Here is a 26,317-nt window from a genome sequence, read left to right on the forward strand (position 1 = left end):
TGCGGACGTCTGCGGGCGGCCGGTCCGCCCCTTGCCTAACGTGCGGCGGCCGGCGGGAGTGCCCGCGACCACCCCGAGAAGGTACGTGGGTCAGCCCTCCGCGTGTCAGTGCCGAGGCATAGACTTCGACGCTGTCCCCCAGACTGTCCGCAGCCTGTCGGGCCCCGTCCGCCCACGTCTTCCCTGGAGGCCGCAGCCGTGTCGAAGCCGCCGTTCACGCACCTGCACGTCCACACCCAGTACTCGCTGCTGGACGGTGCCGCGCGGCTGAAGGACATGTTCGACGCGTGCAACGAGATGGGCATGTCGCACATCGCCATGTCCGACCACGGCAACCTCCACGGGGCGTACGACTTCTACCACTCCGCGCAGAAGGCCGGGATCACCCCGATCATCGGGATCGAGGCCTATGTCGCGCCCGAGTCCCGCCGCAACAAGCGCAAGATCCAGTGGGGCCAGCCGCACCAGAAGCGGGACGACGTCTCCGGCTCCGGTGGTTACACCCACAAGACCATGTGGGCGGTGAACAGCACCGGCCTGCACAACCTCTTCCGGCTCTCCTCCGACGCCTACGCCGAGGGCTGGCTGCAGAAGTGGCCCCGGATGGACAAGGAGACCATCAGCCGGTGGTCCGAGGGCATCGTCGCCTCCACCGGCTGCCCCTCCGGCGAGGTCCAGACCCGGCTGCGCCTCGGCCACTTCGACGAGGCGCTGAAGGCGGCCGCCGACTACCAGGACATCTTCGGCAAGGACCGCTACTTCCTGGAGCTGATGGACCACGGCATCGACATCGAGCACCGGGTCCGCGACGGCCTGCTGGAGATCGGCAAGAAGCTCGGCATCCCCCCGCTGGTCACCAACGACTCGCACTACACCTACGCGCACGAGGCCGGCGCCCACGACGCGCTGCTGTGCATCCAGACCGGCAAGAACCTCTCCGACCCGGACCGCTTCAAGTTCGACGGCACCGGCTACTACCTCAAGTCCACGGACGAGATGTACGCCATCGACTCCTCGGACGCCTGGCAGGAGGGCTGCGCCAACACGCGCCTGATCGCCGAGATGGTCGACACCACCGGCATGTTCGAAAAGCGCGACCTGATGCCGAAGTTCGACATCCCCGAGGGCTACACGGAGGTCAGCTGGTTCCGCGAGGAGACCCTGCGCGGCATGCACCGCCGCTTCCCGGACGGCATCCCGGACGACCGCATGAAGCAGGTCGAGTACGAGATGGACACCATCATCTCGATGGGCTTCCCGGGCTACTTCCTCGTGGTCGCCGACTTCATCATGTGGGCCAAGAAGCAGGGCATCGCGGTCGGCCCCGGCCGTGGTTCCGCGGCCGGCTCGATCGTCGCCTACGCCCTCGGCATCACCGACCTCGACCCCATCCCGCACGGCCTGATCTTCGAGCGGTTCCTCAACCCCGAGCGCATCTCCATGCCCGACGTCGACATCGACTTCGACGAGCGCCGGCGCGTCGAGGTGATCAGGTACGTGACGGAGAAGTACGGCGCCGACAAGGTCGCCATGATCGGCACGTACGGCACCATCAAGGCCAAGAACGCGATCAAGGACTCCGCGCGCGTGCTGGGCTACCCGTACGCGATGGGCGACCGCATCACCAAGGCCATGCCCGCCGACGTCCTCGGCAAGGGCATCCCGCTCTCCGGCATCACCGACCCGAACCACCCGCGCTACAGCGAGGCCGGCGAGGTCCGCGGGATGTACGAGAACGAGCCGGACGTGAAGAAGGTCATCGACACCGCCCGCGGTGTGGAGGGCCTGGTCCGGCAGATGGGCGTGCACGCGGCCGGCGTGATCATGTCCAGCGAGACCATCACCGACCACGTCCCGGTCTGGGTCAGGCACACCGACGGCGTGACCATCACGCAGTGGGACTACCCGAGCTGCGAGTCGCTCGGCCTGCTGAAGATGGACTTCCTGGGCCTGCGCAACCTCACGATCATGGACGACGCCGTCAAGATGGTGAAGGCCAACAAGGGGATCGACATCGATCTCCTGAGCCTGCCGCTCGACGACCCCACGACCTTCGAACTGCTCCAGCGCGGCGACACCCTCGGCGTCTTCCAGTTCGACGGCGGACCCATGCGCTCCCTGCTCCGGCTGATGAAGCCGGACAACTTCGAAGACATCTCCGCCGTGTCGGCCCTGTACCGCCCGGGCCCGATGGGCATGAACTCCCACACGAACTACGCGCTGCGCAAGAACGGGCAGCAGGAGATCACGCCGATCCACCCGGAGCTGGAGGAGCCCCTCAAGGAGGTCCTGGACGTCACCTACGGCCTGATCGTCTACCAGGAGCAGGTGCAGAAGGCCGCCCAGATCATCGCCGGCTACTCGCTCGGCGAGGCCGACATCCTCCGCCGCGTGATGGGCAAGAAGAAGCCCGAGGAACTGGCGAAGAACTTCGTCCTGTTCCAGGAGGGCGCCCGCAAGAAGGGCTTCAGCGACGAGGCCATCCAGGCGCTGTGGGACGTGCTGGTCCCCTTCGCCGGCTACGCGTTCAACAAGGCGCACTCCGCCGCGTACGGACTCGTCTCGTACTGGACGGCCTACCTCAAGGCGAACCACCCCGCCGAGTACATGGCCGCCCTGCTCACGTCGGTGAAGGACGACAAGGACAAGTCGGCCGTCTACCTCAACGAGTGCCGGCGCATGGGCATCAAGGTGCTCCCGCCGAACGTCAACGAGTCGATGTCCAACTTCGCCGCGCAGGGCGACGACGTGATCCTCTTCGGCCTCTCCGCCGTCCGCAACGTCGGCACGAACGTGGTCGAGGCGATCATCCGGTGCCGCAAGGCCAAGGGAAAGTACACGTCCTTCCCGGACTACCTCGACAAGGTGGAGGCGGTGGTCTGCAACAAGCGCACCACCGAGTCCCTGATCAAGGCCGGCGCCTTCGACTCCCTCGGCCACACCCGCAAGGGCCTCACCGCCCAGTACGAGCCGATGATCGACAACGTGGTCGCGGTCAAGCGCAAGGAGGCCGAGGGGCAGTTCGACCTCTTCGGCGGCATGGGCGAGGCGGAGACCAGCGAGCCGGGCTTCGGACTCGACGTCGAGTTCTCCACCGACGAGTGGGACAAGACCTATCTGCTCGCCCAGGAGCGGGAGATGCTCGGTCTGTACGTCTCCGACCACCCGCTGTTCGGGCTGGAGCACATCCTGTCCGACAAGGCCGACGCGGGCATCTCCCAGCTCACCGGCGGCGAGCACGCGGACGGGGCGGTCGTCACCATCGGCGGCATCATCTCCGGCCTCCAGCGCAAGATGACCAAGCAGGGCAACGCCTGGGCCATCGCCACCGTCGAGGACCTCGCCGGCTCCATCGAGTGCATGTTCTTCCCCGCGACCTACCAGCTCGTCTCGACGCAACTCGTCGAGGACGCCGTGGTGTTCGTCAAGGGCCGCCTCGACAAGCGCGAGGACGTGCCGCGGCTGGTCGCGATGGAGCTGATGGTCCCGGACCTGTCCAACGCCGGCACCAACGCGCCCGTGGTCCTCACCATCCCGGCCACCCGGGTCACCCCGCCGCTGGTCAGCCGCCTCGGTGAGGTCCTCAGCCACCACAAGGGCGACAGCGAGGTCCGCATCCGGCTCCAGGGGCCGACCAAGACCACCGTGCTGCGGCTGGACCGGCACCGGGTCAAGCCCGACCCGGCGCTCTTCGGCGACCTGAAGGTGCTGCTCGGCCCGTCCTGCCTGGCGGGCTGAGCCGGGCCCGGCCCGGTCTCCCGGCACGCGTGAGGGGCGTACCCGGTACCTGGTACGCCCCTCGTGCACGTGCGTGGGGGTCGGCGGACCTGCGTCGGCAAACCCTTCACACAGACGTCAGTTGTGGCCGAAGCTGCGCTTCCGCTTGCGGGTCGCCACGTCGCCGGGGGTCAACTCGACCTCGGGCTGGGCCTCCGCCTCGGCCGCCGGACGGCGGTCCGCCCGCTGTCCGCGGTCGGTCGGGCGCTGCTGCTTGCGGTCACGGTTCTTGTTCTTGGCCATGGTGATGCCTCCTGTGGGGGATCTAGGGGCCAGGGCCGGGACCAGATTCACACACGCCGACACGCACCGCATGTCGGGCAATCACCGTGCGTGACAGGGGTAGTCGGAGAAGGGCGGGGCGAAACGCCACGCCGAAGATCGAGTTCCGGCCGTTAACCTCCGCGCCGTCGGGCAGACTCGAAGCGAGCCCCGAAGCAAACCTCCTGGGAAGCGGGTGAGTCGCGTGGACCGCTGCATCGTCCTGGTGGACGCCGGATATCTGCTGGGAGCCGCGGCGAGCCTCCTCGCCGGGGAGCCCTCGCGATCCCGCATCACCGTCGACCACGCCGCCCTCATCCAGGCGTTGCGCGAGCGCGCCGAGTCGGACACCGCGCAGCCCCTGCTGCGCATCTACTGGTTCGACGGTGCCCCCGACCGCGTCCCGCAGCCCGAGCACCGCCGGCTGCGCGTGATGCCCCGGGTCACCGTCCGCCTGGGCGCCCTGACCCGCAGTGACGGCCGCTGGGCGCAGAAGGGCGTGGACGCGGCGATGCACGCCGAGCTGACCGAATTGGCCCGCAACCGCGCCTGCTCCGACATCGTCCTGGTCACCGGCGACGGTGATCTGCTGCCCGGCATGATGGCTGCCAAGGAACACGGCGTGGCGGTCCACCTGTGGGCCGTGCAGGCCGCCGACGGCGACTACAACCAGTCCGAGGACCTGGTCGCCGAGGCCGACGAGCGGCGCGTCCTGGACCGGACGTGGATCACCAAGGCCGTCCGCGCCAAGGAGCAGACCGGGGCGTGCGCCCCGCAGCCCGTGCCCCGGCCCGAGATCGCCGCGATCCTCTCCGCGCCCCTGCCCGACTCCGCCCTGTCCGCCCCGCCCGAGCGGCCCGCCCCGCAACCCGACCACCAGGCCGCCGCCCCCGTCTCCAACGGCACCGGCGAGCGGGTGCCCGCCGCCGCCAAAGGAGGCGTCCCCACGCCCAAGGACCTGGCAGCCCTGCGGGCCCCCGGCACCCAGCACGAGCGGCAGCAGCCCGCCTCCGCCACCCTGCGCTGGTCCTCCGACAAAGGGTGGGTCGACCGGCCCGCACCCGAACCCCCCGAGGCCGCCTCGATGCCGACGCTCGCCCAGCTGACCACCGCCGAGCAGCGGTGGGCCGACCGCGAGGAGGACATCACCACGGTCGGCGGCGACCCCCACGAGGTCGGGCAGGTCTTCGCCCGGCGCTGGGTCGAACGCCTCGGGGACCCCGTCCACCTGCAGAGACTGTCCGGGATGTACCCCCGGATCCCGCACCGCGTCGACGGGGAGCTGCTGCGCTACGCGGCCCGCTTCGGCCTGCTCGCCCACAAGGACGACCAGATCGACGAGCGGGACCGCTACGCCATCCGGGGCGGCTTCTGGAAGGAGATCGGCGTCCGCACGGGCGTGGAGCACGCCCCGGCCGGCGACTGAGGATCGCGCGGACGGATTTTCCCGCTGTCCGCCGCCCCGGGAACCGGCCGGGGTCGCCGACCCCGTAGTCTCGTCCTTTGTGAGTACGCGCGCGGCACAGGCATTTCGGCACGATGGGGACATCGTGTGCGCGGTGCGCGGGCTGACCAAGACCTATCCCGCGGTGCGGGGCCGGCGCGGCGTGCCCGCCGCGGCAGAGGTCCGGGCCACGGACGACGTGCACGTGGACATCCGCCGCGGCGAGATCTTCGGCCTGCTCGGGCCGAACGGCGCCGGCAAGTCCACCCTCGTCCGGCAGCTCACCGGACTGATGCGCCCCGACAGCGGCAGCGTGGAGATCCTCGGCCACGACATCGTGCGCCATCCCGAACGGGCCGCGCGCATCCTGGCCTACCTGGGGCAGGAGTCGACGGCCCTGGACGAACTGACCGTGTCGCTCGCCGCCGAGACCACCGGGCGGCTGCGCGGACTGGACGCCGGGCGGGCCCGCGCCGAACGGGACGCCGTCCTGGACGAACTCGCACTGACGCCCCTGGCCGGACGGCCGCTGAAGAAGCTCTCCGGGGGCCAGCGGCGCCTGGCGTGCTTCGCGGCGGCCCTGGTGGGGGAGCGGCCGCTGCTCGTGCTGGACGAGCCCACCACCGGCATGGACCCGGTGGCGCGGCGGGCCGTCTGGTCCGCCGTCGACCGGCGGCGGGCGGAGCACGGGACGACGGTGCTGCTGGTCACCCACAACGTGATCGAGGCCGAGACGGTGCTGGACCGGGTGGCCGTCCTGGACCGGGGGCGGGTCATCGCCTGCGACACGCCGACCGGGCTCAAGGAGCGGGTCGCCGGCGAGGTGCGGGTCGACCTGGTGTGGCGGGAGAGCGCGCCGCTGCACGTCCCGGAAGTGGCCGCGCTGCGCGACCGCGCCGCCGAGTCGGGCCGGCGCTGGACGCTGCGGCTCGGGCCCGAGGAGGCCCGGGCGGTCGTGGCGACCGTCACCGGCGGGGCCGCCTTCGCCGCCCTGGACGACTTCACGCTGACCACGCCCAGCCTGGAGGACGTCTACCTGGCGCTGGGCGGGGCCGCACAGCAGGGGCTGGTGAGGACGTGAGCGACACCAGGGCGCCGAGCGCCCACGCCCCCGGCGCACCGGCCTCCGGCGCCCAGGCCCCGGGCGCCTGTGCTCCGGGGGCGGGGGGCTCCGGACGTGGCCGGCTTGAGCAGCATGCCGTCCGCGTACGTACCGACTGCCGCAGTGGACCCGACGAAGGGGAGCAGCGCGACGTGACTGTCGTACCCGCCGATGTCCTGCCGGGCGGCGCCCTGGCCGCCGAGGAGACCGCCGCGGGCGCGGCCGAGCTGGCCCCCCGGGCGCGGCTGTGGCCCTCGCTGGCGGCCGTGTACCGGGCGCAGCTGTCGCGGGCGCGGGTGGCGCGGATCCCGTTGCTGTTCGTGGCGACCTTCCAGTCCGTCGGCATCATGATCCTGATGCGCGGCGTCGTCGACGACGGCGCCGAGGCGCAGGCGGTCGTCGCCGGCTCCTCGGTCCTGGTCGTGGCCTTCGTCGCGCTGAACCTGCTCGCGCAGTACTTCGGGCAGCTGCGGGCCAGCGGCGGGCTCGACCACTACGCGACCCTGCCGGTGCCGCCGGCGGCCGTGGTGCTGGGCGCCGCCGGCGCGTACGCCTCCTTCACCGTGCCCGGGACCGTCGTCACGGCGGTGTTCGGCTGTGTGCTGTTCGGGCTGCCGCTGGCCCATCTGTGGATCCTCATGGCCGTCATCCCGCTCGCGGGCGCCGCGCTCGCCGGTCTGGGGGCGGCCCTCGGGCTGCTCGCGCCCCGGCCGGAGCTGGCCACACTGCTCGGGCAGCTGGGCATGTCGGCGGCGCTGCTGCTGGGCGTGCTGCCGGCGGACCGGATGCCGGAGTTCGTGCGGTTCGCGCGGGACCTGCTGCCCTCGACCTACGGGGTGGAGGCGTTCGCGCGGACCTTCGGGCCGGACCCCGACTGGGCGTTCGTCCTGGGGGACCTCGCCGTGTGCGGGGCCGTGGGCGTCGTCTCGCTGGCGGTGGCCACCTGGGCGTACCGCCGGGCGGCCGTGCGGTGAGTCGGAACGGATCGTCCGGTGACGCGGCACACAGGCGCACCTGGCACGATGACAGGGTGACCGCACCGCTGACTCCGCCGCCTCCACCGCACGAGCACTCCTCCCAGGGCCCGTGGCAGCCGCCGGCCGCCGGACCCGCGGCACCGGGCGCCGGGCACGCCGAGCACGCCGGAGGCGGCTGGTACGGACAGGACGGCCCCGGGATGAGGACGGAAGTACGCGAGGCCGGTGTGGTGGCCGTGGCCGTGGCGCTCGGCGGCGTGCTGCTGGGCCTGCTGTGGTGGTGGCTCGCGCCGCACGTCCCGCTGGTCGGGGACGTGACGGGCGGGAACTGGGTCGTCTACCTCAAGGACACCGAGGGCGAGCAGGCGATCGGCGTCGACGGCACGTTCGTGCTGCTGGCGCTGGGCTTCGGGCTGGTGAGTGCCCTGGTGGTGTTCCTGCTGCGGCGGCGCGGCGGCGTGCCGCTGGTGGTGGGGCTGGCCGTCGGCGGGCTGCTCGGCTCGCTGCTCGCCTGGCGGGTCGGGGTCTGGCTCGGACCCGCGCAGGACGTGATCGCGCACGCGCGCGAGGTGGGCAAGGGGGTGACGTTCTCCGCGCCGCTGGAACTCGGGGCGAAGGGCGCGCTGCTGGCCTGGCCGCTCGCCGCGCTGGTGGTGCACCTCGGGCTGACCGCCCTGTTCGGCCCGCGCGACCCCGAGCCGGAGTTCGCGGACGGGCCGTACGGGGCGCCGCCGCCCGCCAAGTAGCCGCCGCCGTCGACCCGGGCGGGAGGCCACCGGCCCCCGCGCCGCCGCCCGTCCGCACGTGCCGTGGCCGCTGCCGGCCACCGCGCGTCTCGGCGGTGCCCCTGCCCCCGCGGGCCTTCGCCCGTGAACGGGCCGGGTGCGGCTTGTCAGGGCGTCTCGGCGGAGCGCGGCCCGCGCCGGGTCTTCGCCCGCGAACGGGGTCGGGTGTGGCCGGTCAGGGCGTCTCGGTGGAGCGTGGCCCGCGCCGGGACTTCGCCCGCGAACGGGGTCGGGTGCGGCCAGGTCTGGACGGGCGGCTGGGGTCGCCGTGCACCTCGTCCGTGCGCTGCCCCGGCGGGGGCGTTCGCCCGGAAGCCGGGGCGGGTGCGGCCGGTCAGGGCGTCTGAGCGGAGCGCGGCTCGCGCCGGGCGTTCGCCCGCGGTCCGGGTCGGGTGCGGCCCGTCAGGACGGGCGGCCGATGGGGGCCAGGACCGCCTGCGTGAGGTCCGCCAGGGTCTGCGGCGGGAGTTCCACCTCCAGGCCCCTGCGCCCGGCCGACACGCAGATCGTCGCGTGGGCCGACGCCGACGCGTCGAGGACCGTCGGGAGCCGCTTGCGCTGGCCCAGCGGGGAGATGCCGCCCCGGACGTACCCGGTGGTGCGCTCCGCGAGCGCCGGGTCGGCCATGGCCGCCCGCTTGCCGCCCACCGCCGCCGCCAGGGCCTTGAGGTCCAGCTGGCCCGCCACCGGGACCACCGCGACCGTCAGCGTGCCGTCGACGTCCGCGACCAGGGTCTTGAAGACCCGGTCGGGGGAGACGCCCATCGCCTCGGCGGCCTCCTCGCCGTAGGAGGGATGGGCGGGGTCGTGATCGTAGGCGTGGACCGTGAACGGCGCTCCCGCCGCCGTGAGGGCCACCGTCGCGGGCGTGCCGCCCTGCTGCTGCTTCTTCGCCTTCTTCGCCATGCCGGTCCGCTCAGTTGAGACTCATCGGGCCGCGCGTCAGTTCCGACGCCGGCAGGGACGGCAGGTTACGGATGATCGCCGTCTCGGCGCGAAGGAGTTTCAGCTCGTCGCGCAGGCGCGAGGCCGTGTCGGGCGCCTGGAGCAGCCGCTGCTTGGTCGGGGTGTCGAGCATCATCGCGGCCGCCACGAGGTAGGAGACCACGCCCGGTTCGTCGGGCAGCTCCGTACCGGTGGTGAGGGACCGCTCGCGCGCGCCCGCCAGGCGCTTCTGGTACTGACGGAAGGAGCGCAGCACCCCCTCCGCGAGCGGCGGAGCCTCGTCGCCGGGCTCCTCGGCCAGCGGCTCCAGTTCGGCCGTCAGGAAGGGGCCGGACGCCTCGACCGACAGCAGCTTCACCCGGGTGGTGCCGGTCGCCAGCACCTCGAAGGAGCCGTCGGTGCGCTCCCGGAGGGTCGCCGCGTCCGCGATGCAGCCGACCTTGTGGAACGCCTTGACGGGGTCGGGGCCGAAGCCCGCCAGCGGCCCTCGCTCGGGCAGGGCGGTCGGATCGGGCAGGCCGGGTGAGCTCGGGGCCACCTCGTGGCCGTCGCGGATCGCCACGACGGCGAACCGGCGCGGCTCGTCCTCGGGCGTCTTCAGCAGCTCGCGCATCATGGCGCGGTACCGCTCCTCGAAGACGTTGAGCGGGAGCACGAGCCCCGGGAACAGCACCGTGTTCAGGGGGAAGAGGGGGAGCCGGACGGTGGTCACGACGCAAGAGCCTAATGGTCGCCGCCGCGGACGAAGCCGCCCCGTTCACCCTGTGGATGCCGGGACGGCTTCCCGGCCGCCGCGGCCCGGACCTGCTCGCGCACGGCCAGGAAGTGGCCGAGGGGGTCCTCCGACACCCGGTCCCAGGGGAAGGAGGTGGCGTACGGGCCGTTCAGCCGGAGCTGTTCGCGGGCGTCCTGCCAGCGCTCCAGGCGCACCAGGACGAAGACCAGCAGGTTGCGCATCCGGGCCGGCCAGGGGTCGGCCGCGGGCAGCAGCGGGGACAGCGCGATCGCCCGGTCGGCCGCCGCGTCCAGCCGGGCCCGCGGCACCTCGGGCCCGCAGCCATCGGTGAGGTAGCCGAAGGCGGCTCTGACCGGGAGGGCCTGGACGAGGGCGCCGGCGGGCGCGTCCTGGGCGGCCCGGTCGGCGAAGTCGAAGCACTCCCGGTGCGAGCCGTGCCAGGAGGCCGCCAGGTAGCGCAGCGCCGCGACGTGGCAGCCGTAGTGGTGCGGGGCGCGGCGGACGGCGGCCGCCCACAGTTCCTCGAAGTAGGTGTGCCCGGCCTGCGCGCCCCGGGCGTGGTCCAGCGCCAGGCGCCAGGGCACCGGGTCGCGCTGGTCGCCCCGGGCCGCCGCCGTGATCAGCGGGCTCACCTCGCGCAGCAGCTCGGCCCGGGCCGGCGAGTCCCAGGCGCGGTCCACCGCGAGCTGGGCCCCGACCAGGAGCGCGTCGGGGTCCTTCGGGGCGAGGGCGAGCCAGGCGTCCAGCCATGCGGGGCGCGAGCGGGCGAAGGCGGCCAGCCGGGTCACGTACCGGTCGCGCCGCTCCCACTCCCCGGCCATCCGGGTGGCGAGGAGCAGTGCGGCGGCCGGGCCGTGCTCGCCGCGGGCGGCGGCGACCAGCGCCGGGCTCAGCCGCGCGTCGGGCGCGTCGAGCAGCACCTCGTCGTCGTCCGGGCGGGCGGTGGGGTGGGGGGTCCTTGTCATCCGGCTCACGCGGATGAACGGCAACTGCATCGCCATGGTGCCGACCATTGAAAGTCGGCTGCTCGCGGCGGCGCCAGATCGTTCCGGCAAATCGCGGAAAGTTGTACGCCGTCCGGTCAAGAGAAGGCAAAAACGTGACAGCCCCTCATCTTCGACCCCACCGGGCACGTCAGCTGCGCCGCAGCAGCCGGGTCGCGCCCGCGGCGATCGTCGTCGCCAGGATCCAGCCGAGCAGGATCAGGGCCGTCGCCAGCCACTGCCACCCGCCGCGCAGCTGCCAGAACCCCACCTGGCCGAGGTCGATGACGGGCAGCAGCAGATCGAGGGTGAACAGCACCGGGCTCCACTCCGGGTGCTCGCCCCGCTTCATCGGCGGGTGCCCGGCCTGCGCGAAGGCGACCGAACCCGCCGCCCACAGCACGGCCATCCACACCGCCGCCCGGCCCGGCCGGTACCCGTAGGCGACCGTCCAGTCCTGGGCGTAGCCCCACACCTTGGCCGCGAGCGGCAGGCTCTCGCGGTGCCGGCGCTGCTTGGCGAGCAGCACCTCCCGGGCGTGCTGGTCCTCCCCGCCCGCCCGCAGCACGGCCGCGAGCCGCTCGTACGGCTCCGGGTTGTACTCGGCGGTGGCCGCCGCGACCCACTCCAGCCGCTCGTCCAGCGGGAACGGCCCGCGCGGCACGAGGTTCTCGTAGGTGAACCCGCCCATGTGCAGCCGGCCGGGGCCCGGCCAGGCGTCCGCCCGGTCCATCAGGTTGACGACCTTCGCCCCGGACAGCACCACCCGCCCGCGCACCGGCCCCTCGCCGAGGAACCGCAGCTCCGGCGTCTGCACCCGGCGCAGCGAGAGCTCCTGGTCGTCCGCGAGGGTGAACCGGGCCAGCTCGAAATCGACGGCGTCGCCGAACCGCCCGTCGTCCAGCCGCATGCCGCCCTCGCAGGAGAAGCGCTGGATCCGCGTGCCCTCCGCCGGGGTCATCCCGCTCATCGCCTGTGCGCCGACGCCCGCGGGGGTCAGGTACAGGCTGCGCTCGACGGTCAGCTGCGGGGCGTTCAGCGCCAGCCGGGCGTACGGATTGGCCAGCCGCGCCCCGCGCAGGCTCAGCGACACGCCGACGGTGGCCGCGCGCAGGCTCAGCTCGCCGTGCGACTCCAGCAGCTCGGCCTGCAGGTCCTGCCCGACGGTCAGGCCGTCCGCCGCGACCGACCGGCCGCTGCGGTCCCGGTGCACGACCGCCTGGTTCAGCATCAGGTCCGTGCCGATCTGCGCGTCCGTGAGCCGGATGCCGTGGTGGAATCGGCAGCGCGGCAGGTGCAGGTCGCCCTCCGTCTGCACCCGGGCCGCCTCCAGCCGCGGCACCGAGCAGTCCACCATCCGCAGGGTCGTGAAGCGGGCCTCCGGCAGCAGCACGTCCTGCTCGAAGCGGCAGCGGCGCAGCTCCACGTACGGCTCCACCGTGCCGCCCGCCAGGTCCAGCGAGCCGCTGACCTGCACCCCGACGAGCTTCAGCGACGCCACCCGCCCGGCCAGGGCGGGCGGTCCGTCCAGCAGCAGCCAGCACACGATCCGGGCCCGCACGGTGCGCTCCTCGTCCCACGGCCCGCCGCCGTGCGGATCGTCCGCCACGGCGTCCCCGCTGCTCAGGTCGTACACGCTGCCGTTGCGGAACGCCTGCCACATGCCTGCCTCGGCGGCGGTCAGATCGTCGGGCAGCTCACCGGCGCGGACGCCGTCCCCCTCGGTCACAGCTCTCCCTTCCTCCCCGGATACTCGCGGGTTGGTTCCTTCGTACAACTGTTCATGCCCGCAGAGTGACGGCCCGAAAGCAAGGAGTGAGGGGCGGATTCCCGGATGTCGCGACGCGTTGTATCAGCCACTGATACGCGCGACCGGTGCGTCACCCGGGTCTGAGAGAATTGAGCACGTGATCTCCCGAATCGATCTGCGCGGCGACGCCCTCGTCGAGGGCCCCGCCCTGCGTGACCTGCTGCCCCGAGCCGACTTCGACGTACAGGCCGCCCTGGACAAGGTGCGTCCGATCTGCGAGGACGTGCATCATCGGGGGGACGCGGCGCTGATCGACGCCGCCGAGCGGTTCGACGGGGTCAGGCTCGACCAGGTGCGCGTCCCCGCCGCGGCGCTCACGCGCGCCCTGGAGGAACTCGACCCGGCCGTGCGCGCGGCCCTGGAGGAGTCCATCAGCCGCGCCCGGACCGTGCACCGCGCGCAGCGCCGGTCCACGCACACCACCCAGGTCGTGCCCGGCGGAACCGTGACCGAGAAGTGGATCCCGGTCGAGCGCGTCGGGCTGTACGCGCCCGGCGGCCGGTCGGTGTACCCGTCCTCCGTGATCATGAACGTGGTGCCCGCGCAGGAGGCCGGCGTGGAGTCCGTCGCGCTCGCCTCGCCCGCGCAGGCCGACTTCGGCGGCCTGCCGCACCCGACCATCCTCGCCGCCTGCGCCCTGCTCGGCGTCGACGAGGTCTACGCGGCCGGCGGCGCCACGGCCGTCGCGATGTTCGCCTACGGCACCGAGTCCTGCGCCCCGGCGAACATGGTCACCGGCCCGGGCAACATCTGGGTCGCCGCCGCCAAGCGCTACTTCACCGGCAAGATCGGCATCGACGCCGAGGCCGGCCCGACCGAGATCGCCGTCCTCGCCGACGACACGGCCGACCCCGTGCACATCGCCTCCGACCTGATCAGCCAGGCCGAGCACGACCCGCTGGCCGCCGCGGTCCTGGTCACCGACTCCGCCGACCTCGCCGAGGCCGTCGAGAAGGAGCTGGAGCTGCAGGTCGCCGCCAGCAAGCACGTCGTTGACCGGATCGTGCCGGCCCTGTCCGGCCGCCAGTCGGCGATCGTCCTGGTCGACGGCATCGAGGAGGGACTGAAGGTGGTCGACGCCTACGGCGCCGAGCACCTGGAGATCCAGACCGCCGACGCCGCCGCCGTGGCCGACCGGGTCCGCAACGCCGGCGCGATCTTCATCGGCCCCTGGGCGCCCGTGTCGCTCGGCGACTACGCGGCCGGGTCCAACCACGTCCTGCCCACCGGCGGCTGCGCCTGCCACTCCTCGGGCCTGTCCGTGCAGTCCTTCCTGCGCGGCGTCCACATCGTCGACTACACCCGCGAGGCCCTGGCCGACGTGGCGCACCACGTGGTCACCCTGGCCGAGGCGGAGGACCTGCCGGCCCACGGCGCGGCGATCAAGGCGAGGTTCGACTGGAAGGTTCCGCAGGGCAAGTGAGCGACGTACGCATCGACGATCTCCCCGTACGCGACGAGCTGCGCGGCAAGTCCCCCTACGGCGCGCCCCAGCTGGACGTCCCCGTACGGCTGAACACCAACGAGAACCCCTACCCGCTGCCCGAGCCGCTGGTCGAGCGCATCGCCGAGCGGGTCAGGGAGGTGGCCAGGAACCTCAACCGCTACCCCGACCGGGACGCGGTCGAGCTGCGCACGCGGCTGGCCGAGTACCTGACCGACACCTCCGGCCACCGGGTCGGCACGGCCGGCGTCTGGGCGGCCAACGGCTCCAACGAGGTCATCCAGCAGCTGCTGCAGACCTTCGGCGGCCCGGGCCGCACGGCGCTCGGCTTCGAGCCGTCGTACTCGATGCACGCGCTGATCGCGCGCGGCACCGGCACCGGCTGGATCTCCGGGCCGCGCGGCGCGGACTTCTCGATCGACCTCGCCGCCGCCGAGCAGGCCATCGCCGAGCACCGGCCCGACGTGGTCTTCGTCACCACCCCCAACAACCCGACGGGCAACGCCGTCCCGCGCGAGACCGTGCTCGCGCTGTACGAGGCCGCGCAGGCGGCCAAGCCGTCGATGGTCATCGTCGACGAGGCGTACATCGAGTTCAGCCACGGCGACTCGCTGCTGCCGCTGATCGAGGGGCGCCCGAACCTCGTCGTCTCGCGCACCATGTCCAAGGCGTTCGGCGCGGCGGGCCTGCGGCTGGGCTACCTGGCCGCGCACCCGGCCGTCGTCGACGCCGTCCAGCTCGTGCGGCTGCCGTACCACCTGTCCGCCGTCACCCAGGCGACCGCCCTGGCCGCCCTGGAACACACCGCCACGCTGCTCGGTTATGTCGAGCAGCTCAAGGCCGAACGGGACCGCCTGGTCACCGAGCTGCGGGCGACCGGCTACGAGGTCGTCGAGTCCGACGCGAACTTCGTGCAGTTCGGGCGCTTCGACGGCGAGGGCGGCGCGCACGCCGCGTGGCAGAAGATCCTCGACCACGGGGTGCTGGTGCGGGACAACGGCATCCCCGGGTGGCTGCGCGTGTCGGCCGGAACCCCCGAAGAGAACGACGCGTTCCTCGACGCGGTCCGTGCACTGAAGAAGGAGCAGAGTCAATGAGCCGCATCGGACGCGTGGAGCGGACGACCAAGGAGACCTCGGTCCTCGTCGAGATAGACCTCGACGGCACCGGCAAGACGGAGATCGCCACCGGCGTCGGCTTCTACGACCACATGCTCGACCAGCTCGGCCGGCACGGTCTGTTCGACCTGACCGTGAAGACCGAGGGCGACCTGCACATCGACTCGCACCACACGATCGAGGACACCGCCCTCGCCCTCGGCGCCGCCTTCCGGCAGGCCCTCGGCGACAAGGTCGGCATCTACCGCTTCGGCAACTGCACGGTCCCGCTGGACGAGTCCCTCGCCCAGGTCACCGTCGACCTGTCCGGCCGCCCCTACCTCGTGCACACCGAGCCCGAGAAGATGGCGCCGATGATCGGCGAGTACGACACCACCATGACCCGGCACATCCTGGAGTCCTTCGTGGCACAGGCGCAGATCGCCCTGCACGTGCACGTGCCCTACGGGCGCAACGCGCACCACATCGTGGAGTGCCAGTTCAAGGCGCTCGCCCGGGCCCTGCGCTACGCCTCCGAGCGCGACCCGCGCGCGGCCGGCATCCTCCCGTCCACGAAGGGCGCCCTGTGAGCGGCATCTCGACCCTGCTGATCGTCGTCGGCCTGTTCCTGGCCGGCGGGGTCTACTCGTTCGCCAAGCAGAAGATGCCCAAGGGACTGATCGTGCTGCTGTCGATCGGCGCGGCCATGTGCCTGGTCGCCGGCGTGCTGAGGCTGGAGGTGTGGAATTGAGCAGCCCGCAGAAGAAGGTCGTCGTCTTCGACTACGGCTTCGGCAACGTCCGCTCCGCCGAGCGCGCCCTCGCCCGCACGGGAGCGGACGTCGAGATCACCCGTGACTACGACAAGGCCATGAACGCCGACGGCCTGCTCGTGCCCGGCGTCGGCGCCTTCGCCTCCTGCATGACGGGCCTGCGCGAGGCGCGCGGCGACTGGATCATCGACCGCCGGCTGTCCGGCGGCCGGCCGGTCATGGGCATCTGCGTCGGCATGCAGATCCTCTTCGCGCGCGGCATCGAGCACGGCGTGGAGAGCGACGGACTCGACGAGTGGCCCGGGGCGGTCGAGCCGCTGCAGGCCGAGGTCGTGCCCCACATGGGCTGGAACACGGTGGAGGCGGCGCCCGGTTCACGGCTGTTCGCCGGCCTCGACGCGGACGCCCGCTTCTACTTCGTGCACTCCTACGCCGTCCACGACTGGTCGCTGGAGACGCACAACCCGGCGATGGAGGCCCCCAAGGTCACCTGGTCCACCCACGGCAAGCCGTTCGTCGCGGCCGTCGAGAACGGCGCCCTGTGGGCCACGCAGTTCCACCCCGAGAAGTCCGGCGACGCCGGAGCCCAGCTGCTGAACAACTGGATCGGAACCCTCTGATGGCTTCGAAGCTCGAACTCCTGCCCGCCGTCGACGTCCGTGACGGCCAGGCCGTCCGCCTGGTGCACGGCGAGTCCGGCACGGAGACCTCCTACGGCTCCCCGCTGGAGGCCGCCCTGGCCTGGCAGCGCTCCGGCGCCGAGTGGCTGCACCTGGTCGACCTGGACGCCGCGTTCGGCACCGGGGACAACCGTGAGCTGATCGCCGAGGTCGCCGGGGCGATGGACATCAAGGTCGAGCTGTCCGGCGGCATCCGCGACGACGACACCCTCGCCGCGGCCCTCGCCACCGGCTGCACCCGCGTCAACCTCGGCACGGCCGCCCTGGAGACCCCCGAGTGGGTCGCCAAGGTCATCGCCGAGCACGGCGACAAGATCGCGGTGGGCCTGGACGTCCGGGGCACGACCCTGCGCGGCCGCGGCTGGACCCGTGACGGCGGCGACCTGTACGAGACGCTGGAGCGCCTGAACAAGGAGGGCTGCGCCCGCTACGTCGTCACCGACATCGCCAAGGACGGCACGCTGCAGGGCCCCAACCTGGAGCTGCTGAAGAACGTCTGCGCGGCCACCGACCGGCCCGTCGTCGCCTCCGGCGGCGTGTCCTCCCTGGACGACCTGCGCGCGATCGCCGGTCTCGTACCGGCCGGTGTCGAGGGCGCGATCGTAGGGAAGGCGCTGTACGCGAAGGCGTTCACCCTGGAAGAAGCCTTGGAGGCTGTGTCGTCATGACGTCCGAAGCCGTACGGCGTGTGCAGAGCGGAAGTCCCTGGGAAGAGTCCTTCGGTTTTGCGCGGGCCGTGGCGGCGGGTGACCGTGTGCTCGTCGCGGGCACGACCGCCTTCAAGGGCGACGTGCTCTACGGCGAGGGCGACCCCTACGAACAGGCCAAGGTGGCCTTCACCACCGCCCTGGAGGCGATCGCCGAGTTCGGCCTCACCGCCGACTCGGTGATCCGCACCCGGGTGAACCTGGCCCACGCGCGGGACGTGGAGGCGGTCGGACGGGCCCACAAGGAGCTGTTCGACGCCGTCCGCCCGGCCGCGACCCTGCTGGTCGTGCAGGGGTTCATCGACTCCCGGATCCTGGTGTCGGTGGAAGTCGAAGCATTCAGAGGCACTCCCTCAGCGGAAATCTAGAGGAGCACGATTCATGACCCTGGCGGTCCGAGTCATCCCCTGCCTGGACGTGGACAACGGCCGGGTCGTCAAGGGCGTCAACTTCCAGAACCTGCGCGACGCGGGCGACCCCGTCGAGATGGCCAAGGTGTACGACGCCGAGGGCGCCGACGAGCTGACGTTCCTGGACATCACCGCCTCGTCGGGCGACCGCGAGACCACCTACGACGTGGTGCGCCGCACGGCCGAGCAGGTGTTCATCCCGCTCACGGTCGGCGGCGGCGTGCGCACGGCCGAGGACGTCGACAGGCTGCTGCGGGCCGGTGCGGACAAGGTCGGCGTCAACACGGCGGCCATCGCCCGCCCGGAACTGATCCGCGAGATCGCCGAGCGCTTCGGCCGCCAGGTCCTGGTCCTGTCGGTCGACGCGCGCCGCACCGAGTCCGGCTCCTTCGAGGTGACCACCCACGGCGGCCGCCGCGGCACCGGCATCGACGCCGTCGAATGGGCCCACCGCGCGGCCGAGTTGGGCGCGGGCGAGATCCTGCTCAACTCGATGGATGCGGACGGCACGAAGGACGGCTACGACCTGGAGATGATCCGGGCCGTGCGCAAGCACGTCACGGTCCCGGTCATCGCCTCGGGCGGAGCGGGCGCCCTGGCCCACTTCCCCCCGGCGGTCGAGGCGGGCGCGGACGCGGTCCTGGCCGCCTCCGTCTTCCACTTCGGCGACCTCCGCATCGGCCAGGTCAAGCAGACCCTGAGGGAAGCGGGCCACCCGGTGCGGTGAGCCGGCGTTACTCCGGGCCCCGGTCGCGTCCGCGCGGCCGGGGCCTTCTCAGATCCCGAGCTGCTTCGACTGCCGGAGTGTGGTGATGGCGTTCTCGTCGCCGGCCAGGTCCACCTTGGCGGCGCTCTGGCGGCCGTAGGAGAACAGGACCAGTTCGGACGGCTCGCCGGTGACCGTGACGACCGGGGTGCCGCGGTGGGCGACCGCCGTCTGGCCGTCGGGGCGGCGCAGCACCAGGCCCGTCGGGACGCCCCGGCCCATCAGGCGGGCCGTGCGCTCCAGGCGGGACCACAAGGCGTCCTGGAAGACCGGGTCGAGCGCGCGCGGGGACCAGTCCGGCTGGGCCCGGCGGACGTCCTCGGCGTGGACGTAGAACTCGATGATGTTCGAGGCCTCGTCGACAGGCTTGAGGGAGAACGGGGAGAAGCGCGGCGGACCCGTGCGGATCAGCTGGATCAGCTCCTCGTACGGCTTGTCCGCGTACTCCGCCATCACCCGGTCGAGCCGGGGCCCGAGCTGCTTGATCAGCATGCCGCCGGCGGCGTCCGGGCGGCGCTCGCGCACCACCACGTGGGCCGCGAGGTCCCGGGTCCGCCAGCCCTCACAGAGAGTGGGCGCCTCCGGGCCCGCGGTCTCCAACAGGTCGGCGAGGAGAAGTCGTTCACGCTTGGCATGGGTCGACATGCCGCCCAGCCTACGACCGGCCCCCCGGTCCGCCCAGCGGACGTGCCGGAAGGGGCCGCCGCGCCGGTCCGCCTTGTGGACACGGGACCGGGTCCGGCGGCGCGGCGCGGCACAATGGTCGGCATGACCAGCACGTCCGACCGACCCGGCCGCCTCGACCCGGAGATCGCCGCGCGCCTCAAGCGCAGCGCCGACGGCCTCCTGCCCGCCATCGCCCAGCAGTACGACACCAAAGAGGTGCTGATGCTCGGCTGGATGGACGACGAGGCCCTGCACCGCACCCTGACCACCGGCCGGTGCACCTACTGGTCGCGCAGCCGCCGGGAGTACTGGGTCAAGGGCGACACCTCCGGCCACGTCCAGTGGGTGAAGTCCGTCGCGCTGGACTGCGACGCCGACACGATCCTGGTCCAGGTCGACCAGGTCGGCGCCGCCTGCCACACCGGCGCGCGCACCTGCTTCGACGAGGACGTGCTGCTGAAGGACGGCGGCACCGGCGGCCCCGCCACGGATCAGTAAGGTCACAGGCCATGGACCTCGAGACGTTCCGCAAGCTCGCCACCGACCGGCGGGTCATCCCCGTCACCCGCAAGCTCCTCGCCGACGGCGACACCCCGGTGGCGCTCTACCGCAAGCTCGTTGCGGAGCGCCCCGGCACCTTCCTGCTGGAGTCCGCGGAGAACGGCCGCTCCTGGTCCCGGTACTCCTTCGTCGGCGTCCGCAGCGCCGCCACCCTCACCGAGCGCGACGGGCAGGCCCACTGGCTCGGCGCCCCGCCCGTCGGCGTCCCCACCGGCGGCGACCCGCTCGCGGCGCTGCGCGCCACCATCGAGGCCCTGCACACCCCCCACCAGGAGGGCCTGCCGCCCTTCACCGGCGGCATGGTCGGCTACCTCGGCTACGACATCGTCCGCCGCCTGGAGAAGATCGGCCCCGGCGAGCGCGACGACCTCCGGCTGCCCGAGCTGACCATGCTGCTGACCAGCGACCTCGCCGTCATGGACCACTGGGAGGGCTCGGTCCTGCTGATCGCCAACGCGATCAACCACAACGACCTGGAGACGGGCGTCGACGAGGCCCACGCCGACGCCGTGGCCCGCCTCGACGCCATGCAGGCCGACCTCACGCGCCCGGTCGCCCAGCCCCCGGCCGTGCTCCCGCCCTCCGAACTGCCCGAGTACACCGCGCTGTGGGGCGGCCCCGACTACCAGGAGGCCGTCGAGGACATCAAGGAGCGCATCCGCGCCGGCGAGGCCTTCCAGGTGGTGCCCTCCCAGCGTTTCGAGACGCCCTGCACGGCGAGCGCCCTGGACGTCTACCGGGTGCTGCGGGCCACCAACCCCTCGCCGTACATGTACCTCTTCCGCTTCGACGGGTTCGACGTCGTCGGCTCCTCGCCCGAGGCCCTGGTCAAGGTCGAGGACGGCCGGGCCATGGTGCACCCCATCGCGGGCACCCGCCGGCGCGGCGCGACCCCGCAGGAGGACCAGGCCCTCGCCGAGGAACTGCTGGCCGACCCCAAGGAGCGCGCCGAGCACCTCATGCTCGTCGACCTGGGCCGCAACGACCTGGGCCGGGTGTGCGAGCCCGGCTCGGTCGAGGTCGTCGACTTCATGTCCGTCGAGCGCTACTCGCACGTGATGCACATCGTCTCCACGGTCACCGGCCGGGTGGCGCAGGGCCGCAGCGCCTTCGACGTCCTCACCGCCTGCTTCCCCGCCGGCACCCTCTCCGGCGCCCCCAAGCCCCGCGCCATGCAGATCATCGACGAACTCGAACCGTCCCGGCGCGGGCTGTACGGCGGCTGCGTCGGCTACCTCGACTTCGCCGGCGACTCCGACACCGCCATCGCCATCCGCACCGCCCTCCTGCGCGACGGCACCGCGTACGTGCAGGCCGGAGCGGGTGTCGTGGCCGACTCGGACCCGGCCGCCGAGGACACCGAGTGCCGCAACAAGGCGGCCGCGGTGCTGCGCGCCGTGCACACGGCCAACCGCCTGGCCGGAGCCTGAGACGAACCCCGGGTGACGTATCGCCCGGGGTTCAGGCGATAGTGGAGTACGTGACTGCCGTACCTCACCCCCGTTCCCGAGCCGCCGGACCCGCCCGGGCCGGCCGCCTGAGCCTCGCCGTCGCCCTGCTGGGCGGCGCGCTCGGCGCGGCCGTGGCCCTGCTCGCCACCCGGCAGCAGTGGTCGGAGGGCACCGCGACGGTGGCCGGCGGCGCGTTCCCCCTCACCGCCAAGGGCAGCGACGTCACCGGCGTCCCGGCGGCGCTCGCCGTCGTGGGCCTCGCCGCGCTCGTCGCCGTCTTCGCCGTGCGCCGCGCCGGCCGGCTCGTCGTGGCCGGACTGCTCGCCCTGTCCGGCGCGGGCATCGTCGCCGCGGCCCTGCTCGGCGCCTCCGACAGCTCCGCGCTCGACGAGCAGGCCGCCCAGGCCACCGGCGACACCTCCGCCTCCGTCGGCGCCCTCAGCCACACCGCCTGGCCCTACGTCGCGGCCGTCGGCGGCGTCCTGATCCTGCTCGCCGGGCTGCTCGCCTTGCGCTACGGCCGCCTGTGGCCGGGCATGTCCGGCCGCTACGAGCGCGGCGGCAGCAGGCCCCAGCCGCGCCGCGCGGCCCCGGCGGCCGACCCCGACCGGCCCGAGGACCTGTGGAAGGCCCTGGACCGGGGCGAGGACCCCACCGGAGCCTGACCCGCACGGGCGCGCCGCGGAAGGCCTCCGCGGTCGGACGCACCCCCGGTCATCCGGCGCGTGCGCGTGCGGGACAATGGGGCCGAGCGTCCTGCTCAGACACGCACACAGCAACGAGGAGCAAGCAATGGCGGGCAGCAGCCACGGTCACACCCCGGCCGCCTGGACCGGTGTCATCATCGCCTTCATCGGTTTCTGCGTCGCGGGCGCCTTCATGGTGATGGACCAGCCGGCGGGCTTCTGGGCGGGCATCGCGATCACCCTCCTCGGCGGTGTCGTCGGCGGCATCATGCGCATGATGGGCCTCGGCCAGCCGAAGGAGCACGACCAGCCGCACCGGACGACCGGCGACCGCGAGCCGGCCGGCGCCCAGGGCTGAGCCGGGCGCACCAGGCGTCCTCGCACGAGGGGCGGCCGGCACGCACGTGCCGTGGCCGCCCCTCGCCCGTGTGCGGGGGCACAATGCCTGCTGTGAACACCGACCGCCGCCGGGTGACGGCCGGCCTCCCGGGCCGCCTCGCGGTCCCCGCCGGGGTGCTCGCGGCCGTGGCCGCGGCCTTCGCCTACGTCGGCGCGGTGGACCCCCACGACCCCGGCCACTACCCGGCCTGCCCGCTGCTGCGGTACACCGGCCTGTACTGCCCCGGCTGCGGCGGACTGCGCAGCGCCCACGCCTTCGTCCACGGCGACCTCACCGCCGCCCTCCAGGACAACGCGCTCGCCGTCGCGGGCTACCTCGCCTTCGCCGTGCTCTGGACCGTCTGGGTGGTCCACGCCGTCCGCGGGCGCCCGCTGCGGATCGACCCCCCTGCCGGGCTGATGTGGGGCCTCGGGGCGTTGCTGCTGGTCTTCACGGTTGTCCGGAACCTGCCCTTCGGTGACTGGCTCCATCCTTGATCATCTCGTGGACGTCCAGGTAGTGGGACCGGCGTCAACCGGATGCGGGGCCTACGCCCCGCTGCGGATACCATCGCAGTGACCATCGGTTTTCGATCGGTCGCTGGAACTGTCAAGAGTCTGGAAGGGGGCCGCTCGCGTGAGTGTGCTCGACGAGATCATCGACGGAGTCCGAGCCGACCTCGACGAGCGGCAGGCGCGCGTCAGCCTCGACGAGCTCAAGGAGCGCGCGGCGAAGGCTCCCGCCGCCAAGGACGGCGCGGCCGCCCTGCGCGGCGACGGCGTCAAGGTCATCTGCGAGGTCAAGCGCTCCAGCCCCTCCAAGGGCGCCCTGGCCGCCATCGCCGACCCGGCCGGCCTCGCCGCGGACTACGAGGCGGGCGGCGCGGCCGTCATCTCCGTCCTCACCGAGCAGCGCCGCTTCGGCGGCTCGCTCGCCGACCTGGAGGCCGTGCGCGCCCGGGTGGACATCCCGGTGCTGCGCAAGGACTTCATCGTCACCTCATACCAGCTGTGGGAGGCCCGGGCCTACGGCGCCGACCTCGCCCTGCTGATCGTCGCCGCCCTCGACCAGCCCGCCCTGGAGTCCCTCATCGAGCGCGCCGAGTCCATCGGGCTCACCCCGCTGGTCGAGGTGCACGACGAGGACGAGGTGGAGCGCGCGGTCGACGCGGGTGCCCGGGTGATCGGCGTCAACGCCCGCAACCTCAAGACCCTCGAGGTCGACCGCGGCACCTTCGAGCGCGTGGCCCCCGAGATCCCGGACCACATCATCAAGATCGCCGAGTCCGGCGTCCGCGGCCCGCACGACCTCATCGCCTACGCCAACGCCGGCGCCGACGCGGTCCTGGTGGGCGAGTCCCTCGTCACCGGCAAGGACCCCAGGACGGCGGTGTCCGACCTGGTGGCGGCCGGCGAGCACCCCGCCCTCCGGCACGGCCGGAGCTGACCTCCCGCTAGGCTTGTCCCGATGACCACCATCCTGACGACCGTGGACCGGTACGCCCGCCTCGCGCGCGGCTGCCGCCCCCGCGGCTGCCGTGCGCCCGCCCGCCGGGTCCACGGCCGCCGCGTCCGGTACGTCATCGGTGACGAGCCCGGCCAGGTCAACGGCATGCGATGGCAGCAGCGCCCCGCAAGGGGCGCGGGGAGCTGCGCGACCAGCCACTGACGGCTCGCGGCCGCCTGCCGTTTCCCGCCCCCACGGCGACCAGTGCACCCGACACACTCACCGTGAGGTATCCGCATGCCCAGCCAGTTCTTCATCCCCGACCCCGAGGGGCAGACCCCGACGCCCGAGGGCTACTTCGGGGCCTTCGGCGGCAAGTTCATCCCCGAGGCCCTCGTCGCCGCCGTCGACGAGGTGGCCGTCGAGTACGACAAGGCCAAGCACGACCCCGAGTTCGCCAAGGAACTCGACGACCTGCTGGTCAACTACACCGGCCGCCCCTCCGCCCTGACGGAGGTGCCCCGCTTCGCCGAGCACGCCGGCGGCGCCCGCGTCTTCCTCAAGCGCGAGGACCTCAACCACACCGGCTCCCACAAGATCAACAACGTGCTGGGCCAGGCCCTGCTCACCAAGCGCATGGGCAAGACCCGGGTCATCGCCGAGACGGGCGCCGGCCAGCACGGCGTCGCGACCGCCACCGCCTGCGCGCTCTTCGGCCTCGACTGCACCATCTACATGGGCGAGATCGACACGCAGCGCCAGGCCCTCAACGTGGCCCGCATGCGCATGCTCGGCGCCGAGGTCATCGCCGTGAAGTCCGGCAGCCGCACGCTCAAGGACGCCATCAACGAGGCCTTCCGGGACTGGGTCGCCAACGTCGACCGCACCCACTACCTGTTCGGCACGGTCGCCGGACCGCACCCCTTCCCGGCCATGGTCCGCGACTTCCACCGGGTCATCGGCGTCGAGACCCGCCGCCAGCTCCTGGAGCGCGCCGGGCGCCTGCCCGACGCCGCGATCGCCTGCGTCGGCGGCGGCTCCAACGCCATCGGCCTCTTCCACGCCTTCCTCCCCGACGAGGGCGTGCGCCTCATCGGCTGCGAGCCCGCCGGGCACGGCGTCGACACCGGCGAGCACGCCGCGACCCTGACCGCCGGCGAGCCGGGCATCCTGCACGGCTCCCGCTCCTACGTCCTGCAGGACGAGGAGGGCCAGATCACCGAGCCCTACTCGATCTCGGCCGGCCTGGACTACCCGGGCATCGGCCCCGAGCACTCCTACCTGAAGGACTCCGGCCGCGGCGAGTACCGCGCGGTCACCGACGACGCGGCCATGCAGGCCCTGCGCCTGCTGTCGCGCACCGAGGGCATCATCCCGGCCATCGAGAGCGCCCACGCCCTGGCCGGCGCCCTCGACGTCGGCCGGGAACTCGGCGAGGACGGCCTGATCGTGGTGAACCTCTCCGGGCGCGGCGACAAGGACATGGACACCGCCGCGCGCTACTTCGGCCTGTACGACACCGACGCCGAGGTCGCCGAGGACGCCTCCGGCACCGCCGAGATCGAGGGGGACGCCAAGTGAGCGGCACCATCCAGCTGTTGAGCGACACCCTCGCCGCGGCCAGGTCCGAGGGGCGCTCCGCCCTCATCGCCTACCTCCCGGCCGGCTTCCCGACCGTGGACGGCGGCATCGAGGCGATCAAGGCCGTCGTCGACGGCGGCGCCGACGTCGTCGAGGTGGGGCTGCCGCACAGCGACCCCGTCCTCGACGGCCCCGTCATCCAGACCGCCGACGACATCGCCCTGCGCGGCGGTGTCCGCATCGCCGACGTGATGCGCACCGTCCGCGAGGCGCACACCGCCACCGGCAAGCCCATCCTCGTCATGACGTACTGGAACCCCATCGACCGCTACGGCGTCGAGCGGTTCACCGCCGAGCTGGCCGAGGCGGGCGGCGCCGGGTGCATCCTGCCCGACCTGCCCGTGCAGGAGTCGGCGCTGTGGCGGGAGCACGCGGAGAAGCACGGTCTCGCCACCGTCTTCGTCGTCGCCCCCAGCAGCAAGGACGAGCGGCTCGCGCAGATCACCGCGGCGGGCAGCGGCTTCGTCTACGCCGCCTCCCTCATGGGCGTCACCGGCACCCGCGCCAGCGTCAGCAACCAGGCCCAGGACCTCGTGGAACGTACCCGGGCCACCGGGACCGACCTGCCGGTCTGCGTCGGGCTCGGCGTCTCCAGCCCCGCCCAGGCTGCCGAGGTCGCCGGCTTCGCCGACGGCGTGATCGTCGGCTCGGCCTTCGTCAAGGCCATGCTCGACGCCCCCGACGAGGCGGCCGGCGTCGAGGCCGTGCGCGCACTCGCTGCCGATCTCGCCCAGGGCGTGCGCGGACGGGCGTGACGACGCCGACGTCGTACGGGTCCCTCGTACGGGTGG

At 72.8% G+C, this 26,317-nt stretch carries 28 protein-coding genes; 22 read left to right on the forward strand and 6 right to left on the reverse strand.

From position 1 onward, the window contains the following. Positions 1-198 precede the first annotated feature (198 nt). The gene (dnaE, locus tag ACFYWG_RS15495) at positions 199-3,738 is read left to right on the forward strand and encodes a DNA polymerase III subunit alpha (protein WP_376323791.1); all 3,540 of its coding nucleotides are present in this window, start codon (positions 199-201) and stop codon (positions 3,736-3,738) included. Positions 3,739-3,855: 117 nt separating this feature from the next. On the opposite strand, the gene ACFYWG_RS15500 is transcribed toward dnaE, so the two are convergent. Further along, positions 3,856-4,020 carry a hypothetical protein gene (locus ACFYWG_RS15500; RefSeq protein ID WP_369196239.1) on the reverse strand — a complete coding sequence of 55 codons (165 nt, stop codon included), beginning with the start codon at positions 4,018-4,020 and terminating at the stop codon, positions 3,856-3,858. 223 nt (positions 4,021-4,243) lie between these two features. Here ACFYWG_RS15500 and ACFYWG_RS15505 point away from each other — a divergent pair, with 223 nt between their 5' ends. The 4 genes from ACFYWG_RS15505 (at position 4,244) to ACFYWG_RS15520 (ending at position 8,307) form a co-directional block, all read left to right on the forward strand. Then, complete coding sequence (locus ACFYWG_RS15505; RefSeq protein WP_383503566.1) at positions 4,244-5,464, forward strand: NYN domain-containing protein; 1,221 nt, start codon at positions 4,244-4,246, stop codon at positions 5,462-5,464. A 124-nt stretch (positions 5,465-5,588) separates the two neighbouring features. Continuing rightward, positions 5,589-6,563, forward strand: a complete 975-nt coding sequence (locus ACFYWG_RS15510; protein ID WP_389201830.1) for an ABC transporter ATP-binding protein — start codon at positions 5,589-5,591, stop codon at positions 6,561-6,563. Positions 6,564-6,736: 173 nt separating this feature from the next. Further along, the gene (locus ACFYWG_RS15515) at positions 6,737-7,558 is read left to right on the forward strand and encodes an ABC transporter permease (protein ID WP_376323797.1); all 822 of its coding nucleotides are present in this window, start codon (positions 6,737-6,739) and stop codon (positions 7,556-7,558) included. A gap of 56 nt (positions 7,559-7,614) precedes the next feature. Next, positions 7,615-8,307 carry an AAA family ATPase gene (locus tag ACFYWG_RS15520; RefSeq protein WP_389201662.1) on the forward strand — a complete coding sequence of 231 codons (693 nt, stop codon included), beginning with the start codon at positions 7,615-7,617 and terminating at the stop codon, positions 8,305-8,307. Positions 8,308-8,748: 441 nt separating this feature from the next. Here ACFYWG_RS15520 and ybaK read toward each other — a convergent pair whose 3' ends face one another. The 4 genes from ybaK to ACFYWG_RS15540 all read right to left on the reverse strand — a co-directional run bounded on the left by ybaK (position 8,749) and on the right by ACFYWG_RS15540 (position 12,739). Beyond that, complete coding sequence (gene ybaK, locus ACFYWG_RS15525; protein ID WP_385418002.1) at positions 8,749-9,252, reverse strand: Cys-tRNA(Pro) deacylase; 504 nt, start codon at positions 9,250-9,252, stop codon at positions 8,749-8,751. Positions 9,253-9,262: 10 nt separating this feature from the next. Beyond that, a complete protein-coding gene (locus tag ACFYWG_RS15530) occupies positions 9,263-10,003 on the reverse strand; it encodes an LON peptidase substrate-binding domain-containing protein (RefSeq protein WP_383503568.1) in 741 nt (246 codons plus the stop codon). 11 nt (positions 10,004-10,014) lie between these two features. Continuing rightward, entirely contained in the window at positions 10,015-11,040 is a 1,026-nt protein-coding gene (locus tag ACFYWG_RS15535) for a hypothetical protein (protein ID WP_376323804.1), read from the reverse strand. A gap of 121 nt (positions 11,041-11,161) precedes the next feature. Next, positions 11,162-12,739, reverse strand: coding sequence for an oxidoreductase (locus tag ACFYWG_RS15540; RefSeq protein ID WP_376323806.1), 1,578 nt, complete (start codon positions 12,737-12,739; stop codon positions 11,162-11,164). 178 nt (positions 12,740-12,917) lie between these two features. Here ACFYWG_RS15540 and hisD point away from each other — a divergent pair, with 178 nt between their 5' ends. From hisD to hisF, 8 genes are read left to right on the forward strand one after another with little or no spacing between them, the layout of a single operon-like run. Continuing rightward, entirely contained in the window at positions 12,918-14,243 is a 1,326-nt protein-coding gene (gene hisD / locus ACFYWG_RS15545; protein WP_389201665.1) for a histidinol dehydrogenase, read from the forward strand. Beyond that, entirely contained in the window at positions 14,240-15,361 is a 1,122-nt protein-coding gene (locus ACFYWG_RS15550) for a histidinol-phosphate transaminase (protein WP_383503570.1), read from the forward strand. The genes hisD and ACFYWG_RS15550 overlap by 4 nt, the downstream gene beginning before the upstream one ends. After that, positions 15,358-15,951 carry an imidazoleglycerol-phosphate dehydratase HisB gene (hisB, locus tag ACFYWG_RS15555; RefSeq protein ID WP_376323810.1) on the forward strand — a complete coding sequence of 198 codons (594 nt, stop codon included), beginning with the start codon at positions 15,358-15,360 and terminating at the stop codon, positions 15,949-15,951. The genes ACFYWG_RS15550 and hisB overlap by 4 nt, the downstream gene beginning before the upstream one ends. Next, positions 15,948-16,112 (forward strand): hypothetical protein, encoded by a 165-nt coding sequence (locus ACFYWG_RS15560; protein ID WP_376323812.1) that lies wholly within the window; start codon positions 15,948-15,950, stop codon positions 16,110-16,112. Before hisB ends, ACFYWG_RS15560 begins: the two co-directional genes overlap by 4 nt. Continuing rightward, positions 16,109-16,753: an imidazole glycerol phosphate synthase subunit HisH gene (gene hisH / locus ACFYWG_RS15565; RefSeq protein WP_376323814.1), complete on the forward strand. Its 645-nt coding sequence runs from the start codon at positions 16,109-16,111 to the stop codon at positions 16,751-16,753. Before ACFYWG_RS15560 ends, hisH begins: the two co-directional genes overlap by 4 nt. Then, positions 16,753-17,481: a bifunctional 1-(5-phosphoribosyl)-5-((5-phosphoribosylamino)methylideneamino)imidazole-4-carboxamide isomerase/phosphoribosylanthranilate isomerase PriA gene (gene priA, locus ACFYWG_RS15570; protein ID WP_383503571.1), complete on the forward strand. Its 729-nt coding sequence runs from the start codon at positions 16,753-16,755 to the stop codon at positions 17,479-17,481. The genes hisH and priA overlap by 1 nt, the downstream gene beginning before the upstream one ends. Beyond that, the gene (locus ACFYWG_RS15575) at positions 17,478-17,888 is read left to right on the forward strand and encodes a RidA family protein (protein WP_376323817.1); all 411 of its coding nucleotides are present in this window, start codon (positions 17,478-17,480) and stop codon (positions 17,886-17,888) included. The genes priA and ACFYWG_RS15575 overlap by 4 nt, the downstream gene beginning before the upstream one ends. A 13-nt stretch (positions 17,889-17,901) precedes the next feature. Beyond that, positions 17,902-18,657 (forward strand): imidazole glycerol phosphate synthase subunit HisF, encoded by a 756-nt coding sequence (gene hisF / locus ACFYWG_RS15580; protein WP_376323819.1) that lies wholly within the window; start codon positions 17,902-17,904, stop codon positions 18,655-18,657. A gap of 48 nt (positions 18,658-18,705) precedes the next feature. Here the strand turns inward: hisF and ACFYWG_RS15585 are convergent, their stop codons facing one another. Next, positions 18,706-19,341 (reverse strand): TIGR03085 family metal-binding protein, encoded by a 636-nt coding sequence (locus tag ACFYWG_RS15585; RefSeq protein WP_376323821.1) that lies wholly within the window; start codon positions 19,339-19,341, stop codon positions 18,706-18,708. Positions 19,342-19,464: 123 nt separating this feature from the next. On the opposite strand from ACFYWG_RS15585, the gene hisI reads away from it, so the two are divergent. The 9 genes from hisI to trpA all read left to right on the forward strand — a co-directional run bounded on the left by hisI (position 19,465) and on the right by trpA (position 26,281). Next, positions 19,465-19,860: a phosphoribosyl-AMP cyclohydrolase gene (gene hisI / locus ACFYWG_RS15590; RefSeq protein WP_376323823.1), complete on the forward strand. Its 396-nt coding sequence runs from the start codon at positions 19,465-19,467 to the stop codon at positions 19,858-19,860. 11 nt (positions 19,861-19,871) lie between these two features. After that, positions 19,872-21,353: an anthranilate synthase component I gene (locus tag ACFYWG_RS15595; protein ID WP_389201670.1), complete on the forward strand. Its 1,482-nt coding sequence runs from the start codon at positions 19,872-19,874 to the stop codon at positions 21,351-21,353. 41 nt (positions 21,354-21,394) lie between these two features. Next, positions 21,395-22,039 carry a TIGR02234 family membrane protein gene (locus ACFYWG_RS15600; RefSeq protein WP_383503574.1) on the forward strand — a complete coding sequence of 215 codons (645 nt, stop codon included), beginning with the start codon at positions 21,395-21,397 and terminating at the stop codon, positions 22,037-22,039. A gap of 127 nt (positions 22,040-22,166) precedes the next feature. Continuing rightward, positions 22,167-22,418, forward strand: a complete 252-nt coding sequence (locus ACFYWG_RS15605; protein WP_376323828.1) for an HGxxPAAW family protein — start codon at positions 22,167-22,169, stop codon at positions 22,416-22,418. An 83-nt stretch (positions 22,419-22,501) separates the two neighbouring features. After that, complete coding sequence (locus ACFYWG_RS15610) at positions 22,502-22,936, forward strand: DUF2752 domain-containing protein (RefSeq protein WP_389201673.1); 435 nt, start codon at positions 22,502-22,504, stop codon at positions 22,934-22,936. A gap of 139 nt (positions 22,937-23,075) precedes the next feature. Then, positions 23,076-23,885, forward strand: a complete 810-nt coding sequence (trpC, locus tag ACFYWG_RS15615; RefSeq protein WP_376323832.1) for an indole-3-glycerol phosphate synthase TrpC — start codon at positions 23,076-23,078, stop codon at positions 23,883-23,885. 21 nt (positions 23,886-23,906) lie between these two features. After that, the gene (gene trpM / locus ACFYWG_RS15620; protein WP_383503576.1) at positions 23,907-24,107 is read left to right on the forward strand and encodes a tryptophan biosynthesis modulator TrpM; all 201 of its coding nucleotides are present in this window, start codon (positions 23,907-23,909) and stop codon (positions 24,105-24,107) included. Positions 24,108-24,182: 75 nt separating this feature from the next. Next, positions 24,183-25,466, forward strand: a complete 1,284-nt coding sequence (gene trpB, locus ACFYWG_RS15625; RefSeq protein ID WP_389201675.1) for a tryptophan synthase subunit beta — start codon at positions 24,183-24,185, stop codon at positions 25,464-25,466. After that, on the forward strand, positions 25,463-26,281 hold the full coding sequence (trpA, locus tag ACFYWG_RS15630; RefSeq protein ID WP_383503578.1) for a tryptophan synthase subunit alpha: 819 nt from the start codon (positions 25,463-25,465) through the stop codon (positions 26,279-26,281). Before trpB ends, trpA begins: the two co-directional genes overlap by 4 nt. The last annotated feature ends 36 nt before the right edge of the window (positions 26,282-26,317 follow it).

It is taken from the genome of Streptomyces sp. NPDC003456 (assembly GCF_042878735.1).
Classification (GTDB): Bacteria; Actinomycetota; Actinomycetes; order Streptomycetales; family Streptomycetaceae; genus Streptomyces.

Coding starts and splice junctions, on each gene's coding strand:
- ACFYWG_RS15500 (WP_369196239.1), bottom strand. CDS start 4,020: ATGGCCAAGAACAAGAACCGTGACCGCAAGCAGCAGCGCCCGACCGAC.
- ybaK (WP_385418002.1), bottom strand. CDS start 9,252: ATGGCGAAGAAGGCGAAGAAGCAGCAGCAGGGCGGCACGCCCGCGACG.
- ACFYWG_RS15535 (WP_376323804.1), bottom strand. CDS start 11,040: ATGGTCGGCACCATGGCGATGCAGTTGCCGTTCATCCGCGTGAGCCGG.
- hisB (WP_376323810.1), top strand. CDS start 15,358: ATGAGCCGCATCGGACGCGTGGAGCGGACGACCAAGGAGACCTCGGTC.
- priA (WP_383503571.1), top strand. CDS start 16,753: ATGGCTTCGAAGCTCGAACTCCTGCCCGCCGTCGACGTCCGTGACGGC.
- ACFYWG_RS15575 (WP_376323817.1), top strand. CDS start 17,478: ATGACGTCCGAAGCCGTACGGCGTGTGCAGAGCGGAAGTCCCTGGGAA.
- hisF (WP_376323819.1), top strand. CDS start 17,902: ATGACCCTGGCGGTCCGAGTCATCCCCTGCCTGGACGTGGACAACGGC.
- ACFYWG_RS15585 (WP_376323821.1), bottom strand. CDS start 19,341: ATGTCGACCCATGCCAAGCGTGAACGACTTCTCCTCGCCGACCTGTTG.
- hisI (WP_376323823.1), top strand. CDS start 19,465: ATGACCAGCACGTCCGACCGACCCGGCCGCCTCGACCCGGAGATCGCC.
- ACFYWG_RS15595 (WP_389201670.1), top strand. CDS start 19,872: ATGGACCTCGAGACGTTCCGCAAGCTCGCCACCGACCGGCGGGTCATC.
- ACFYWG_RS15605 (WP_376323828.1), top strand. CDS start 22,167: ATGGCGGGCAGCAGCCACGGTCACACCCCGGCCGCCTGGACCGGTGTC.
- ACFYWG_RS15610 (WP_389201673.1), top strand. CDS start 22,502: ATGCCTGCTGTGAACACCGACCGCCGCCGGGTGACGGCCGGCCTCCCG.
- trpM (WP_383503576.1), top strand. CDS start 23,907: ATGACCACCATCCTGACGACCGTGGACCGGTACGCCCGCCTCGCGCGC.
- trpB (WP_389201675.1), top strand. CDS start 24,183: ATGCCCAGCCAGTTCTTCATCCCCGACCCCGAGGGGCAGACCCCGACG.